Annotated in this window: 12 protein-coding genes; 4 read left to right on the plus strand and 8 right to left on the minus strand. The window is 59.9% G+C overall.

Annotation, left to right across the window (positions count from 1 at the left end):
- Positions 1-216 precede the first annotated feature (216 nt).
- Entirely contained in the window at positions 217-1,200 is a 984-nt protein-coding gene (locus tag KUV52_RS05465; RefSeq protein WP_222524936.1) for a cytochrome-c peroxidase, read from the plus strand.
- A 420-nt stretch (positions 1,201-1,620) separates the two neighbouring features.
- On the opposite strand, the gene KUV52_RS05470 is transcribed toward KUV52_RS05465, so the two are convergent.
- A complete protein-coding gene (locus tag KUV52_RS05470) occupies positions 1,621-2,247 on the minus strand; it encodes a hypothetical protein (RefSeq protein WP_222524937.1) in 627 nt (208 codons plus the stop codon).
- Positions 2,248-2,556: 309 nt separating this feature from the next.
- Between KUV52_RS05470 and mgtE the strand changes: the two genes are divergently transcribed.
- Positions 2,557-3,906 (plus strand): magnesium transporter, encoded by a 1,350-nt coding sequence (gene mgtE, locus KUV52_RS05475; protein WP_222524938.1) that lies wholly within the window; start codon positions 2,557-2,559, stop codon positions 3,904-3,906.
- 211 nt (positions 3,907-4,117) lie between these two features.
- Here mgtE and KUV52_RS05480 read toward each other — a convergent pair whose 3' ends face one another.
- The 3 genes from KUV52_RS05480 to KUV52_RS05490 all read right to left on the minus strand — a co-directional run bounded on the left by KUV52_RS05480 (position 4,118) and on the right by KUV52_RS05490 (position 7,623).
- Positions 4,118-6,076: an exoribonuclease II gene (locus KUV52_RS05480; protein ID WP_222524939.1), complete on the minus strand. Its 1,959-nt coding sequence runs from the start codon at positions 6,074-6,076 to the stop codon at positions 4,118-4,120.
- A gap of 197 nt (positions 6,077-6,273) precedes the next feature.
- Positions 6,274-7,227 (minus strand): D-2-hydroxyacid dehydrogenase, encoded by a 954-nt coding sequence (locus KUV52_RS05485; RefSeq protein ID WP_222524940.1) that lies wholly within the window; start codon positions 7,225-7,227, stop codon positions 6,274-6,276.
- Between the two features lie 9 nt (positions 7,228-7,236).
- Entirely contained in the window at positions 7,237-7,623 is a 387-nt protein-coding gene (locus KUV52_RS05490) for a hypothetical protein (protein ID WP_222524941.1), read from the minus strand.
- A 131-nt stretch (positions 7,624-7,754) separates the two neighbouring features.
- Between KUV52_RS05490 and KUV52_RS05495 the strand changes: the two genes are divergently transcribed.
- The gene (locus tag KUV52_RS05495; protein WP_222524942.1) at positions 7,755-8,351 is read left to right on the plus strand and encodes a class I SAM-dependent methyltransferase; all 597 of its coding nucleotides are present in this window, start codon (positions 7,755-7,757) and stop codon (positions 8,349-8,351) included.
- Between the two features lie 30 nt (positions 8,352-8,381).
- Here the strand turns inward: KUV52_RS05495 and KUV52_RS05500 are convergent, their stop codons facing one another.
- From KUV52_RS05500 to KUV52_RS05515, 4 genes are read right to left on the minus strand one after another with little or no spacing between them, the layout of a single operon-like run.
- The gene (locus KUV52_RS05500; protein WP_222524943.1) at positions 8,382-9,020 is read right to left on the minus strand and encodes an outer membrane beta-barrel protein; all 639 of its coding nucleotides are present in this window, start codon (positions 9,018-9,020) and stop codon (positions 8,382-8,384) included.
- A 9-nt stretch (positions 9,021-9,029) separates the two neighbouring features.
- Complete coding sequence (djlA, locus tag KUV52_RS05505) at positions 9,030-9,764, minus strand: co-chaperone DjlA (protein WP_222524944.1); 735 nt, start codon at positions 9,762-9,764, stop codon at positions 9,030-9,032.
- Positions 9,754-10,422 carry an N-acetylmuramate alpha-1-phosphate uridylyltransferase MurU gene (gene murU, locus KUV52_RS05510; RefSeq protein WP_222524945.1) on the minus strand — a complete coding sequence of 223 codons (669 nt, stop codon included), beginning with the start codon at positions 10,420-10,422 and terminating at the stop codon, positions 9,754-9,756. Before murU ends, djlA begins: the two co-directional genes overlap by 11 nt.
- Complete coding sequence (locus KUV52_RS05515) at positions 10,419-11,420, minus strand: aminoglycoside phosphotransferase family protein (RefSeq protein WP_315900186.1); 1,002 nt, start codon at positions 11,418-11,420, stop codon at positions 10,419-10,421. Before KUV52_RS05515 ends, murU begins: the two co-directional genes overlap by 4 nt.
- Before the next feature lie 160 nt (positions 11,421-11,580).
- On the opposite strand from KUV52_RS05515, the gene lptD reads away from it, so the two are divergent.
- A complete protein-coding gene (lptD, locus tag KUV52_RS05520; RefSeq protein ID WP_222524946.1) occupies positions 11,581-13,866 on the plus strand; it encodes an LPS assembly protein LptD in 2,286 nt (761 codons plus the stop codon).
- The last annotated feature ends 67 nt before the right edge of the window (positions 13,867-13,933 follow it).

The raw sequence follows: 13,933 nt of genomic DNA on the forward strand, positions 1-13,933 counted from the left end.
GAGCGAACCGTGAGAACCCCGTCACACTGGGCCTCACCCTGCCATAACACCCTGTTAAAACAAGGGAATATGTCACACTTCTGCCATCTAATTGCACGATAGAGCCCATCTCATCAATCGGATTCCCCAATCCCATATCCCCACTTACTCTGTGGTCATTCACAGAAGCGCCCACGCTCATCGACGAGGGCACAATATCTACGGGGAGAAACCACCATGCGCCGCACCTTGCTTGCCACCGCCGTCCTTGCCACCACGGGTATGGCCTACGCCGCCGAGCCGATCCAGATCATTGAGCCCGCCAAAATCGAGAACCCTGAGATGGTCGAGCTGGGTAAAAAGCTGTTCTTCGAGCCGCGCCTGTCCAAGTCCGGTTTTCTCTCCTGTAACAGCTGCCACAACCTGAGCCTGGGCGGCGTCGACATCCTGCCCACCTCCATCGGCCACAACTGGCAAGAGGGCCCCATCAATGCCCCCACCGTTCTGAACGCCAAGTACATGCTGGCCCAGTTCTGGGACGGTCGCGCCGCGACCCTGCAGGAGCAAGCTGCCGGTCCCATCGCCAACCCGAAAGAGATGGCGCTGGAGCACAAACTGGCACTCAACGTACTGCGCTCCATTCCGGGCTATCAGGCAGAGTTTGAGCAGGTGTTTGGTGATAAGGGGATCACCCTGGATACCGTTACCGAAGCGATCGCCACCTTTGAAGAGACCCTGGTAACGCCAAACAGCCGCTTTGATCAGTACCTGCAAGGGGATAAGGACGCCCTGAGCGCTCACGAGCTGGAAGGTTATGAGCTGTTCAAGGCAAAAGGCTGTGCGGCCTGCCACAATGGTCCGGCAGTGGGCGGCACCATGTACCAGAAGATGGGTCTGATGCAGCCCTTCGTCACCGACAACCCGGCTCAGGGTCGCGTCGATGTGACCGGCAAAGAGCATGACCGCATGGTGTTCAAGGTGCCGACGCTGCGTAACATCGAGCTGACCTACCCCTACTTCCACGATGGCTCCACCTACGATCTGAAAGAGGCAGTGATCGTGATGCAGCGGGTGCAGCTGGGTCAGGAACTGACTGACCAGGAAGCGGACCGCATCACCGACTTCCTCAAGACCCTGACGGGTGAGCAGCCGCAGATCGTCCTGCCCATTCTGCCGCCTTCCGTGCCGAGCACGCCCAAGCCGCAGCCGTTCGGTCAGTAAAACAAAAAACGCCCCGCATCAGCGGGGCGTTTTTTTATTGTCAGTCTCAAGCCACCTTTTATGGCGAGGATGATCATTTGTCCGAAGCTCTGCCCGTAGGGTAGCGACTTCCCAATGACACCCACACGCGAATAAGCGAAAGGTTGAGAATCAGAACAGTTTTGATGTTCTGCACAGATCTCTCACGGCGAATGCCGTCCACCCTCGCCGACTCACGGCGCCGAGCGGAAACGACTGGCTCTCGCCGTGCCGGAGGCATAGGGGAGTCCAGAGGGGCAAAGCCCTTCTGGCGGCCGCCGGGCCGCTCCCGGCAAAGGGGGTAATGGTGCCTCTGCACTCACATTCCTGTGGCATCCCCAATACCAAAAAGCCCCCTTCTTGGGGGCCACTGCAAGGCCACCTGCAATGCAGGTGAATTTGTTACTCCGGCGTCGGCAGATAGCGCCTCAGTACCCGCCACTGCTCATGCTTGAGATCCTGAGGAGAGGCGGCACCGTAAAGCAGAGGCTGCTCGCCAGGCACCGGCAGCAGTTCGATATAGAGTGTCTGAGGCTGTCCGGTCACAAAGGGCTCAACCCAGTTCAGCTCTGCCAGGTATCCCCCCAATACCGTAGTGATGGAGAGGTTGACTGACTCGGGCAGGCACTCGAACTCATTGCCCTCTGCAACGGTCTGACACAAGCCCTGATAGTAAACCAGCAAGAGGCGTTCAATGTTGCGCTTATCCAGCGCAGTGCCCGGCGCCAGTTCAAAGGCGAACAGATAGCTGAAAAAGTCATTCGCCTGGGGATCGTACATGCCCGGTGAGAAGCGCATCTCCTCCGCCCCCTTAAAGGGCAGCTCTGGCGCAAACTCCGGCGGCAGTGCTATTCGCTCGCCACGCCATCCGGCGGGCTCAGGCAACAGGGTCATCGCCGCCACTGTCAGCGCCGGTGGATCCACCGGTTCCGGACTGACCTGCTCCTGGGTCACGGTAGGCTCCTCCTGAGCCATCACACTCAGGCTGAACAACCCGGCCACAAGCCAGAGCCACGTTTTGCCATTCATAAAGGGGTCCCTCTCAATGCCATATCCTTGATATGCTTGAGAACTGATGAAAAAGCAACCTTTGCACACGGATCCCGCCTCACTAACGGTTCCCGTGAGGGAATTCCCCGCGCAGGGTTGCCTCTGTAGTGCTAAGCGCCTAAAATCGCGGCGCGAATCCCATAGAGCGAAACCAATATGGACCCCATTCCCAGTCCCAGGTGGGACAAAAAAACGAACCTGAATCAAACAACTGCCTAGGTCTGCGGAGTCCACGCCTGATAGGGATCTCATCCCTGCCGCTCCGCCGCCGGGTACCGGAGGTGGAGTATGCAAAAAGAAGCCCTTTTTGCCACCCTTAGCGAAGCACTTGCTGCTCACGACAAGCGCGCCGTCCGGGCGCAACTTGAGCAGATGCACGTCGCCGATTTTGCCGAAGCGGTCGGCAGCTTTAGCGCCGAACTGGCTGCGAAACTGCTGGACCTGCTGTCCCTGCCCGATCACGCCGAAGTGTTCGGCTATCTCGATCCCCAACTGCAGGCGGATATTGCCTTCCGCATGCCCCGCAATGAGCTGGCCGCGCTGTTCTCTCAGATGGAGTCCGATGAGCGTGCCGACCTCTACAACCGGCTGAGCGACGATCAGCAGCAAACCCTGCTGCCGGGTCTGGCTCAGGCGGAGCGGGAGGACGTGCGTCGTCTGGCCTCCTACCCGGAGAAAACCGCCGGGGCGATGATGAGTTCCGACTACGCCACCCTGCGCAGTCACTGGACCGTCCGCAAGGCCCTGCAGCGCCTTCGTCTGGAAGCCCCGGACAAGGAAACCATCTACCAGACCTACGTCATCGACGGCGATCGTCATCTGGTGGGGACCATCTCCCTGCGTGAGCTGATCCTCTCCAATCCGGAAGCGTTGATCGCCGACATCATGCTGACCGAGGTGGTGGCGGTAAGGGTAGACGAGGACCAGGAGGACGTGTCTGAGAAGATCCGTCACTACGACCTGCTGGCCCTGCCGGTGCTCGACAGTGCAGAACGTCTGGTCGGCATCGTGACCTACGATGATGCGATGGACGCCGTGGTGGAAGAAGCCACCGAGGATGCCCAGAAGATCGCGTCCGTAGCCGCGCTGGAAGCGCCAATGAACCAGGTCACCTCCTGGGAGTTGTACCGCAAGCGGGTTGGCTGGCTGGTACTGTTGGTGTTTGGTGCCCTGCTCTCCGGAGCCGGTATCGCCCACTTTGAGGCGATCATTGAATCCAATGTGGCGCTGGTGTTCTTTATGCCGCTGCTGGTGGGCAGTGGCGGTAACGCCGGCTCCCAGTCTGCCGCACTGATGGTGCGAGCCCTGGCCACAGGTGAGGTGGATCTGAAAGACTGGGCCAAGGTACTGGCGCGGGAAGTGTTTGTGGCCGGAGCTTTGGGTCTGACTATGGCGGCCGCCGTATTTGGCCTGGGCATGTTCCGGGGTGGCATGGAGATCGCCATCGTGGTGGCCTCCGCCATGGTGTGTGTGGTGTTGGCTGGCTCCCTGATCGGCTTGAGCCTGCCCTTTATCCTGTCCCGGGTGAACATGGACCCGGCAACGGCCTCCGGTCCTCTGGTAACCACCATCGTGGATGCCACCGGGGTACTTATCTACCTGGGCTTTGCCAGCATGATGCTGGACCTGGCTGTCTGAGCTTGTCGCTTAAAAAAAACGCCGCCCAATCGGGCGGCGTTTTTTGTTGTGGGCTCCCGGGTTTCGTACCGGTGGCGCCATAGTCCCCATTCCCCCAGCAGAGCCAAAACCTCCTCCGCAGCCCTGTTTTCTTCGCGACCTGACAGCACTATCCAGTAACAAAGGAAACAAAAAAGCCGCCTGTAAAGGCGGCTTTCATTTCAGCGTGCGCTTACTGATCGAAGCGTTTGGCAGGCTTGGCAATCACACTGCGCTGGTCCACTCGCACTTCGGCGATCTGCACGTTCAGCGTGTCCGCCACCTTCAGGGCCGGCTCACCGTCAAACTTGGCAATCCCGGTTTCACCACTGAACTCAAGGCGCTTCTTGTCTTCACTGAAGAAGGGAGCCGGCATAAAGGCCACCGCACCGTTCTCCAGCAGACGAACCCGCGCACCACCGCGGTTGATGTCGATCACCTCGGCCTCATATTGACGCTCGCCGCCCTCTTCCGCTTTCAGGTAGCGGGCGTACAGCCAATCACCCACATCACGTTCACACATGCGGTGCAGCTTGCGCTTCTCCGCCAGGTGGGCCATCAGTTCATCGTCCAGTTCGTTGAGTGCGCCGGGCTGACCGATGATCGCCTTGAGCAGGCGATGGTTGATCATGTCACCGTACTTACGGATCGGGGAGGTCCAGGTGGCGTATCCGGTCAGGCCCATACCAAAGTGCGGCTTCGGCTCGGAGGCCATCTCGGCAAACGCCTGCATACGACGGATGCGCGCGTCCAGGTAACCGGTCGGCTGGGCATCCAGGTCGCGACGCAGCTGGCAGTAACCCTCCAGCGTCGTCACTTTCTCGCTACAGTGAGTCAGGCCATGTTGGGACAGCAGCTCAATCGCCGCCGGGATCTTCTCCGGATCCAGACCGGCGTGGCTGTTAAAGATCCCCTTGCCCAGCTTGTCACCCAGCAGCGCGCCACAGGCGGCATTGGCCAGGATCATGCACTCTTCCACGATGCGGTTGGCGGTGCGGCGATACTCGGCGTGGATAGCCAGAACATTGCCAGCATCGTCCACTTCAAAACGGTAATCGGGGCGATCCGGGAACACCAGGGCGTTGTCATGGCGCCAGGCGGTACGGGCGTTGGCCAGCGCATGCAGACCATGCACCTGTTCAGCAATGGCGTCATTCTGCGGCTGCCAGGCGTTTTCCACCCCTTCCAGCAGATCTGAAACCTTGTCATAAGCCAGCTTGCCCTGAGAGCGAATGGTGGCCAGGAAGAACTCGGCCTCACCCACTTGCGCACCATCAGCGGCGATCTGGATCCGTGCGGCTACGGCCGGGCGGTCTTCGCCCTCCACCAGGGAGCACAGCTCATCCGCCAGCTGACGAGGCAGCATCGGGACGTTGAAGCCCGGCAGGTACTGAGTAAAGGAGCGCTTCTTCGCTTCCTCATCCACCTCATCGCCCATGGCAACGTAGGCGGTCGGATCGGCGATGGCCACGGTCAGTTGCCAGCCACCCTCCGGCTTGGTTTCCACATACAGCGCGTCGTCCATATCTTTGGTGGACTCGGCGTCAATGGTCACAAAGGGCAGCGCGGTCAGGTCGACACGCTCGGCAGAGTCGCTCAACGCCCATTGGGCAGGATCAGCGGGCTCCACTTTGGCCAGGTCGTGCTTGGCCAGGATCACCCACCAGGGAACATGGGGATCATCGGTTTTCGCAACCAACTCGGACACTTCTGCCAGGAAGGTGTTGTCATCCGGACGCAGAGGGTGACGCTTCAGATGAGCCACCACGTAGTCGCCATCCTGCAGACTCTCCTCGTCCACGCTCTTCTTAACGCGAGCGCGAATGGCATCTTTGATCAGCGGATGATCCGGCACCACGTTGATGCGGCCCTTGATTCGCTTCACCCGCGCAACAAAGCGAGTCAGGAAAGGCTCTATCAGGGTTTCCGGTTCAGCGCTGGTCTTCTCCCCCTCGGTGCGCAGAACGGCGGTCACCTTATCCCCGTGCATCACCTTCTTCATGTACGGCGGCGGCACAAAGTGGCTCTCACCCTTCTCGGTTTCGATAAAGCCAAAACCCTTCTCGGTTCCCTTTACGGTGCCTTCCACCGTGGGCAGGGATTCGCGGATCTGCGCTTTAAGCTGTTGCAACAGGGGGTTGTCTTGGAACATCCGTCGTCTCTTGAATCGAGGTTATGGCGCCCCCGTTTCAGGGTGGGGACGGCCAGAAAAACGGCAATTGTACGGGATCTGGGGAGTGGGGCCAATGGCCTTGAAGCGCGCGCGGCGCAAGGGGATTCAGGGGGCTGGCAAGCGCTTGTTTTTCATCGGCAGCAGGGGACGGTAATCCGCCCCCTGGCCGCCCATGATCAGCACACCCGGTTGATGGGTCGCCCAGCCTGCCAGGCCACCAGGTTGTCCAATACAATGGAGAGCAGGTTGTTCCGCGCCTCAAAGGTGGCCCAGGCGTTGTGGGGGGTGATCACGCAGTTGCGGGCACCAATCAGCGGGTTATCCAGCTGCGGCGGCTCGCTGGACAGCACATCCAGTCCCGCCCCGGCGATCACCCCCTGATTGAGTGCATCGGCCAGATCCGCTTCATTGATCAGCCCGCCCCGGGCGGTGTTGATCAACAGGGCAGTGGGCTTCATGGTCGCCAGCAGGGTGGCATTCACAAAGCCGCTGTTCGCATCGGTTTGGGGGCAGTGGAGGCTGACCACATCGGATTCGGCAAACAGGGTGGCCTGGTCGACCCAACGGTAGCCGTCGGGCAGTCCCTCAATGGGGCTTCGGGTGTGGACCTGTATGTTCATACTGAAGCCCCTCGCCATCCGCGCCGCCGCCTGGCCAATGGCACCAAAACCCATTACGCCAAAGGTTTTTCCCGCCAGCCCCATCAGCGGACGGTTCCAGAAACAGAACTGCGTGGCCGCAGACCACTGCCCCTGCAGCACCGCCTGATGATGCTCCGCCACCGCACTGCTGTGGTGTAACAGGTGGGCCATCGCCATCTGCGCCACAGACTCCGGGCCATAGGCCGGTGTATTAGTAACGACGATACCCCGCTCCGCTGCGGCATCCAGATCCACCACGTTGACGCCGGTAGCGGTGACCCCGATGTAGCGCAAAGCAGGCAATGCCTCAATGACCGACCGATCCAGCACCACCTTATTGGTCAACAGGATCTCGGCACCCTCGGCGCGTTCGAGCAACTGTTCAGGAGTGGTGTGTGGGTGGCATTCCAAAGCGCCGAATCGGGTCAGCGGCGACCAGTCCAGATCACCAGGGTTCAGCGTTTCACCATCCAGTACCACCACTCTCATAACGGCTCCTTAAAACCAGATTCTCAGGCCAATGGCGTAGTCCACATCGAAGTCGCCCGCCTCACCAAAGGTCACATTGGGCACCACTTCCCCGAACAATTCAACCATGTCCGCCCGGGCACTCAATCCCACTTTGGAGCGCAAGCCAACCGGCGCATTACTGTTGTCAGACACCTGTGCGCCCAGGCCAAAATAAAGTTGAGGAAACTCGCTGGTGTGAAAACGGCGGTCTACGTTAATCACAAACCGCTCAGTGCCGATGCCCAGATCCCAGCGACCAACACCGATCGCCACCGCTTCGTCCGTGCCAAACTGGTAGCCGATGCCAACACCATGAGAAGCCTGGACCGTCAGAGGCAGGCAAAGCAGACTGAGTAGAGTCAGGATCCGTTTCATATCATCTCCAAAATGGCGCAACTGCGCCTTGGGGGTCGCCAACAAAACGCCCCCTAAAACTGAACTGAATTGAGTTCGGCATTGTAGAGAGGAAAGTGAAAAGCCGTACAGGCAGAGACAGGGGAACTGTGGTGAAGCTCAACATTGTCGAAAAAGCATTGGTAAACAACCCGTTTCGAGCTCTGGCTCAACGCCATTTTGAAACCCCACGTCTGATGGCGCTGGGAGGCCCCTGTCCAGGCGCCTGTGCGCTGGAGATTGGTGGCGGCCAGGGTGAAGGTGCCCGACTGATCCGGGAGCAGTTTGGCGCTGCACAGGTGTTCAGTCTGGATCTGGATTTCGAGATGGTACGGCGGGCCCGGCGTCGCCTTGGCGATACTCCCGGAGTCCTCTGTCTGCAGGGAGACTGTACCGCCCTGCCTCTGGCCGACCAGAGTGTGGACGCCCTGTTCGATTTTGGTGTCGTGCACCATGTGCCGCAGTGGCAAGATGCCATCGATGAGTTGGACAGGGTCGCCCGGCCCGGGGCCACACTTTACGCCATGGAGGTGTACCGCAGCCTGATCTGCCATCCGGTGTGGAAACGGGTGCTGACCCACCCGCAAGAGAACCGTTTTGATCAGGCGGAGTTTGTCGCCGCCTGGGAAGCGCGTGGCTGGACCCTGCTCGGAGAGAAGCATCTGGGCAGCGGGTTAGGCTGGCTGGCGATGCAGAAAGGGCGGCCTTAAGCCGCCCTCTTTACCCGCCCTGGCATCCGTTCAGAAGCGCACCCGCAGCCCGACGTTGAACTGGGATTGGATCATGGTGTCCGCTTCCACTCGTACCGTACAACCCTCATCACAGACCAGGCTGGTGGAGTTATTGATGGCGGTAAACATGGCGCGATAGTCCGCTGTCAGTGCCAGATGTTCAAACAGCAGATACTCCGCCCCCAAACCCAGTCCGAGCGAGAAAAAGGTCTCACTGGAGAAGGTTTCCTGTGGCTTGATGTGCGTCGCGCCGACGCTGGCGGTGACATAGGGACGGAAGTCCCCGCGTGGATAGTAGAGTGAACCACCGAGGTGGTAGTACGCCACGTCCACATCGATGCCGGAGGTCGGGGCAAAACTGCCCTCTTTAAAGACGCTCTGCTGCTTACTGTAGAAGAGGTAGATGTTGCCGGGGTCCGCGGTTTCAAGGCCCAGCATCAGGCCATAGTGGCTGTCATCATCAAACTTCAGTTCCCCGATGGTTTCCCGGGAAGTGAAGCCATTTTCATCCGTGATCTTCTCCGTTACGTCCAGGGTACCCCCAGCGGTGTATCCGTACATGGGCGCGATAAAGTAGGTCCGATCTGCCATCGCAGGGGCGGCCACCAGGCTCACCATCAACCCCAATGGGGCCAGTAACGCTTTCATGCTCTCTCCTCAGCCTTCTTTTGCCCGACGCAGCACTTCCCACGCCGCTTGAATGTCCTGACTCTTCTGCTGTGCCACCTCAGCCATCTCCGGTGGCAAGCCCTGACTGGCCAGCTTGTCAGGGTGATGCTGGGCCATCAGTTTGCGATAGGCTCGCTTGATGGTGCGCAGGTCATCCTGCGGATTCACCCCCAGCACCCGGCATGCATCCCGTTCGGAAAAGCCCTGGCGATGGCCCTGACGCTGTCCTTGCCACATGGCCACCAGTTGGGCCAACTCCTGCTCGGCAAAGCCCAGATGCGCCGCAATCCTGGAGAGGATCTGCTGCTCTCGCGGGTTCAGATTGCCGTCCGCCAGCGCCGCCTGGATCTGGATCTCCAGAAACACACGAGCCAGATCCCTCCGCCAGCTCAATGCCCCCTTCAGGCTTTTCAGCCGGGCTTCCAGCGGGAAGTCCGCCGCCTTGCCCTCCCGGTAAGCGTCCTGGGCAGCCTGACGGGCACGCCCCCGAAGTCCCATACGGTCCATCAGTGCGGAGGCCAGAGCGATGTCCGCTTCCGTCACCCTGCCGCTGCTCTTGGCAATATGCCCCATTACGGAAAAGGTAGTATGAAAGAACGGGTTATAGCCAGAACGACGACGATCCCAGAGTACATGCCCAAGGTAGGCGCCGAGAAGCGCGCCAAACAAGCGTCCAAACAGAAACCCGATCAAGGCCCCAAAAATCTTGCCTTTAATCGCCACGCAGTTGGGCCTCCAGCGCCGCCAAACGGGCAGGTGTGCCTACATCGCACCAGTGTCCCTCAAACCGCTCACCGCTGACACGCCCGGCTTGCATCGCCTCCCGCAACAGCGGAACCAGAGAGAAGTGGCCGGGACGGCAGGCGCGGAACAGTTCCGGATGAAACAGCGCCATCCCGCCGTAGGTGAGCTTGTGGTCGCCATCACTCAGCACCCGGCCCGATTCCAGGGCAAAATCCCCGTTGGGGTTATGCTCCGGGTTGGGCACCAGGTAGAGGTGCGCCAGGTCCCCCTCTGCCAGCTGTGGCAGTACCGGCCATTGAAGATCGGCGTAGATGTCACCGTTCATCAGCAGAAAAGGCTCATCCCCCAAAAGGGGCAACGCTTTGTGAATGCCACCGCCGGTTTCCAGTGCCGCATCCCCCTCATCGCTGTAACGGATGTTCAGATCCCAGCGCTCGCCGCTGCCCAGGGCTGCGGGGATCTGCGCCCCCAGCCAGGCATGGTTGATCACCACTTCACGGACCCCGGCCCGGGCAAGTCGCTCCAGGTGGTAGGTCAGCAGAGGTTTTCCCGCCACCGGTAGCAGCGGCTTGGGGGTATGGTCGGTCAGTGGCCGCATCCGTTCACCACGGCCCGCTGCCAGGATCATCGCTTTCATCGCGCCTCCCAGGCAGGTCGAACCCGGTTGTCCAGCCACTGCGCCAGCGTGGCCATCTCCGGATAGCGCGCCCCGATGGTGATCAGATAGTCCAGTACCCGGGGCACATCGGCCAGGTAGCTGGATTTGCCATCCCGTTGGTGCAGCCGTGCAAAAATGCCGGCGGCCTTCAGGTGGCGCTGCATCCCCATCAGGTCCATCCATTTCTGGAACTGGCCGAAGGCCACCTCAGGCTCCAGCAATCCATGCTGTTTCATCGCCTCAAAATGCGCTTGGGCGTAGCGCGCCACCTCGGATTCATCCAGGCGCCAGTAGCAGTCGCGCAGCAGGGACACCAGGTCATAGGTGATGGGGCCCAGCAAAGCCCCCTGATAATCGATCAGGGCCAACGTCTCACCCACCACCATCAGGTTGCGACTGTGGAAGTCCCGGTGGATGCCGACCTGGGGTTGATTCAGGGCGTTTAGAATCAGGCTCTCACACGCCGTCTGCCAAAGCCGGTGCTCCTCATCGTTCAGGGCCAGGCCAAGGTGCGCCTGCAACAACCACTCAGGGAAGATGGCCAGTTCCCGCTCCAGCAAGGCGCGGTCATAGGGCGGCAGCGGTCCCAGCGGACTCTGCTGAACCGTGGCAATGGTAGGCAAAAACGCCAGTGCCCGGCGGTACCAGACCGGCGCGTCGTCCGTCTTCAGCGGGCCAGCCAGATGCTGATCCCCCAGATCCGTGAGGCACAAAAATCCCTGCGTCAGATCCTGAGCCAGAACCTGCGGGACCGGGAGTCCAACCTGTTGATAGGCCTCGGTTAAAGCGAGAAAAGGACGACAGTCTTCAAGACCGGGCGGGGCGTCCATCGCAATTTCGGTGCGCCCCTGGCGTTGATAGCGGAAATAGCGGCGAAAGCTGGCGTCGCCAAAAATCAGGACGGGCGTTGAAGCGTCACCAGCCCAGACGGTGTCAAGCCAGCGAGCCAGTGCTTGCTGACGGCTATCGTTTAGCATCCGTCATCCAATGGTCGAGAGGGTAAATTTTGTTTATCATACCAAGGTTTCGGCCCATGACAGGAACCCCGTTACGGGGATTCGGTCTGATGAAGGGATAATCAGGCCCGCTCGCCGTATTTTTGGCCACACTATCTACATTCACTTTTTTAGGGACACGATGCGCTTTCCCCTTGTCATTGTCTGTTGCTGCCTGCCACTGAGCGCCTGGGCCGAATCGCTTTCGGCATCCCGCTGTGTGGTAAATCCGCCTTTGGAGCTGCTGCCCAACCAGCCCGAAGCCGAGCAGGCCAACGCCGCCCCCAACCAACTGCCCATTGAAGTGAACGCCGACCGCAGTGAAGCGATCGCCGGTGACTCTGCCCGCTTTTCGGGGGACGTGAAGCTGCGCCAGGGGACGCGCCAGATCAGTGCTCAGAATGCCGAAGTCAGCCAGGTCGAAGGCAGCTTTTCCGCAACCGGGGGGCTGGTTTACCAGGATCCAACCGTCGCCATCAGCGCCGAATCACTGCGCGCGGATATGGATGACTACAATGCGGAACTGAACAGCGCCAAATACTGGCTTCGTGGACAACAAGTACACGGTGAAGCCGAGCAACTTCAGATCCAGGGCGACAACAACCTGCTGCTGACCGGCGCTACGTTCACCACCTGCCCGCAGGACAAGCCTGACTGGCTGTTGGAAGCCAAAGAGATCAACATCGACGCCGAAGAGGAGTGGGGTGAGATCTGGCACGCCAAGGTGAAACTGTTTGATGTGCCGGTATTCTATGTGCCGTACATGACGGTGCCGGTCTCCAATAAGCGCAAGAGCGGTTTCCTGTTCCCTGAGCTCAGCACCAGCACCAAGAACGGTGTCGATGTCGCTATCCCCTACTACTGGAATATCGCGCCTAACCTGGACGCCACCCTGACCACCCAGTACATGTCCAGCCGCGGCCTGTTCCTCAAAGGGGAGGGGCGTTACCTGCAACCCTACGGGGCGGGGCAGGTGAATCTGGAGTACATCGGTGGCGACCGCCTGCTGGATGACAGTCCGGACCGCTATCTGGTGCACTTTGAGCACGCCGGTAAGCTGGAGAACAACTGGCGCCTGTACGGTAACTTCACCACCGTCAGTGACGACAACTATTTCAACGACTTCGACTCCGATGTCAGCGCCTCCACGGACAATCAAATCTCCCGTGAGGGTGAGGCCTCGTACTTTACCGATTACTGGGACTTCGCGGTTCGGGTTCAGGACATTGAGGTGCTGGGTGACAGCAGCAAACCCTTCCAGGTGATGCCGTCCCTCTCCTTCGACTACCGCAACCCCAACCTCTGGGGGCCGCTGGACTTCACCTTTGCCACCGAGCTGACTCACTTTGCCCATAAGGAGAGCAATCACCTGACCGCAACCCGCTGGCATATGGAGCCGACGCTGACTCTGCCCTATCAGCGTCCAGCGGGCAGCCTGACCACTGAGGTCAAGCTGATGCAGACCTTCTACGAGCAACGTGACCCGAGTGATGAACTGGAAGATTTCGTCAGCCGGACGCTGCCGCAGTTCCGCCTGCATGGCCAGATCAACTTTGAGCGCGACAGCCGGTTTGGCAATGGCACCTACACCCAGACGTTGGAGCCTCAATTCCAATACCTGTATGTGCCCAAGGTGGACCAGTCCGATATCGGTCTGTATGACACTGCCCTGCTGCAGGAGGACTACTATGGCCTGTTCCGGGACCGCCGCTTCTCCGGTCTTGACCGTATCTCCGATGCCAACCAGTTGACTCTGGGGGTCTCCACCCGGTTCTTCGACGGCAATCACGCCGAGCGGGCGCAGTTCTCCGTCGGCCAGATCCTCTACTTCGATGACTCTGAAGTGGGCCTCGGTGACGACAACAGTGAGATCCGCCGCTCCAATTCTGCCCTTGCCGCAGAGCTGGAACTGCAAGCCTCCCAGCGCTGGTTCCTGAGTGGCAGTCTCCAGTTTGATACCCAATCCGGGGACACCAATAAGAGTGAAGTTCTGGTGGATTACCGCGCCGGTGCAGACAAGCTGATCCAGCTGTCACACCGCTACGTGCCGGACCTGGGTACCGACACCGAGGGCAACACCATCGACATCAACCAGGCCGGTATCCGCACCACCTGGCCGATGACCGATGAGCTCTATTTCGTCGGCAACTACTACTACGACTTGAACTTGGACCGCTCAGTGGAATCTTATGCAGGGTTCCAGTACGAATCCTGCTGCTGGGCGATCCGTCTGGCGTACTACCGCCACCTCAATACCAACTATGAGGATGGCGACTTCAGCACCATCAGTCCGCGGGACGATTTCGATAGCGGCGTAACGCTGAAATTTGTCCTCAAAGGGCTGGGCTCATCCGGGCCGCTGGGGGTACAGGACATGCTGGACGAGGGGGTATTCAACTACCGCCGGCCTTACTACCTTCGTAACTGAGGCCGGAGAGTGTGTTAGAGTGCCAAATCCCTGAGGGCGCATTATTTGATCCGCGACGCGATACGCG

The sequence above is a fragment of the Ferrimonas balearica genome, assembly GCF_019802055.1.
In the GTDB taxonomy this organism is placed as follows: domain Bacteria; phylum Pseudomonadota; class Gammaproteobacteria; order Enterobacterales; family Shewanellaceae; genus Ferrimonas; species Ferrimonas balearica_A.

Bases quoted from the DNA above. Each gene is read 5' to 3' on its own strand.
- lptD (WP_222524946.1), top strand. From the start codon at position 11,581: ATGCGCTTTCCCCTTGTCATTGTCTGTTGCTGCCTGCCACTGAGCGCC.
- KUV52_RS05500 (WP_222524943.1), bottom strand. From the start codon at position 9,020: ATGAAAGCGTTACTGGCCCCATTGGGGTTGATGGTGAGCCTGGTGGCC.
- mgtE (WP_222524938.1), top strand. From the start codon at position 2,557: ATGCAAAAAGAAGCCCTTTTTGCCACCCTTAGCGAAGCACTTGCTGCT.
- KUV52_RS05515 (WP_315900186.1), bottom strand. From the start codon at position 11,420: ATGCTAAACGATAGCCGTCAGCAAGCACTGGCTCGCTGGCTTGACACC.
- KUV52_RS05465 (WP_222524936.1), top strand. From the start codon at position 217: ATGCGCCGCACCTTGCTTGCCACCGCCGTCCTTGCCACCACGGGTATG.
- KUV52_RS05490 (WP_222524941.1), bottom strand. From the start codon at position 7,623: ATGAAACGGATCCTGACTCTACTCAGTCTGCTTTGCCTGCCTCTGACG.
- murU (WP_222524945.1), bottom strand. From the start codon at position 10,422: ATGAAAGCGATGATCCTGGCAGCGGGCCGTGGTGAACGGATGCGGCCA.
- KUV52_RS05480 (WP_222524939.1), bottom strand. From the start codon at position 6,076: ATGTTCCAAGACAACCCCCTGTTGCAACAGCTTAAAGCGCAGATCCGC.
- KUV52_RS05485 (WP_222524940.1), bottom strand. From the start codon at position 7,227: ATGAGAGTGGTGGTACTGGATGGTGAAACGCTGAACCCTGGTGATCTG.
- KUV52_RS05470 (WP_222524937.1), bottom strand. From the start codon at position 2,247: ATGAATGGCAAAACGTGGCTCTGGCTTGTGGCCGGGTTGTTCAGCCTG.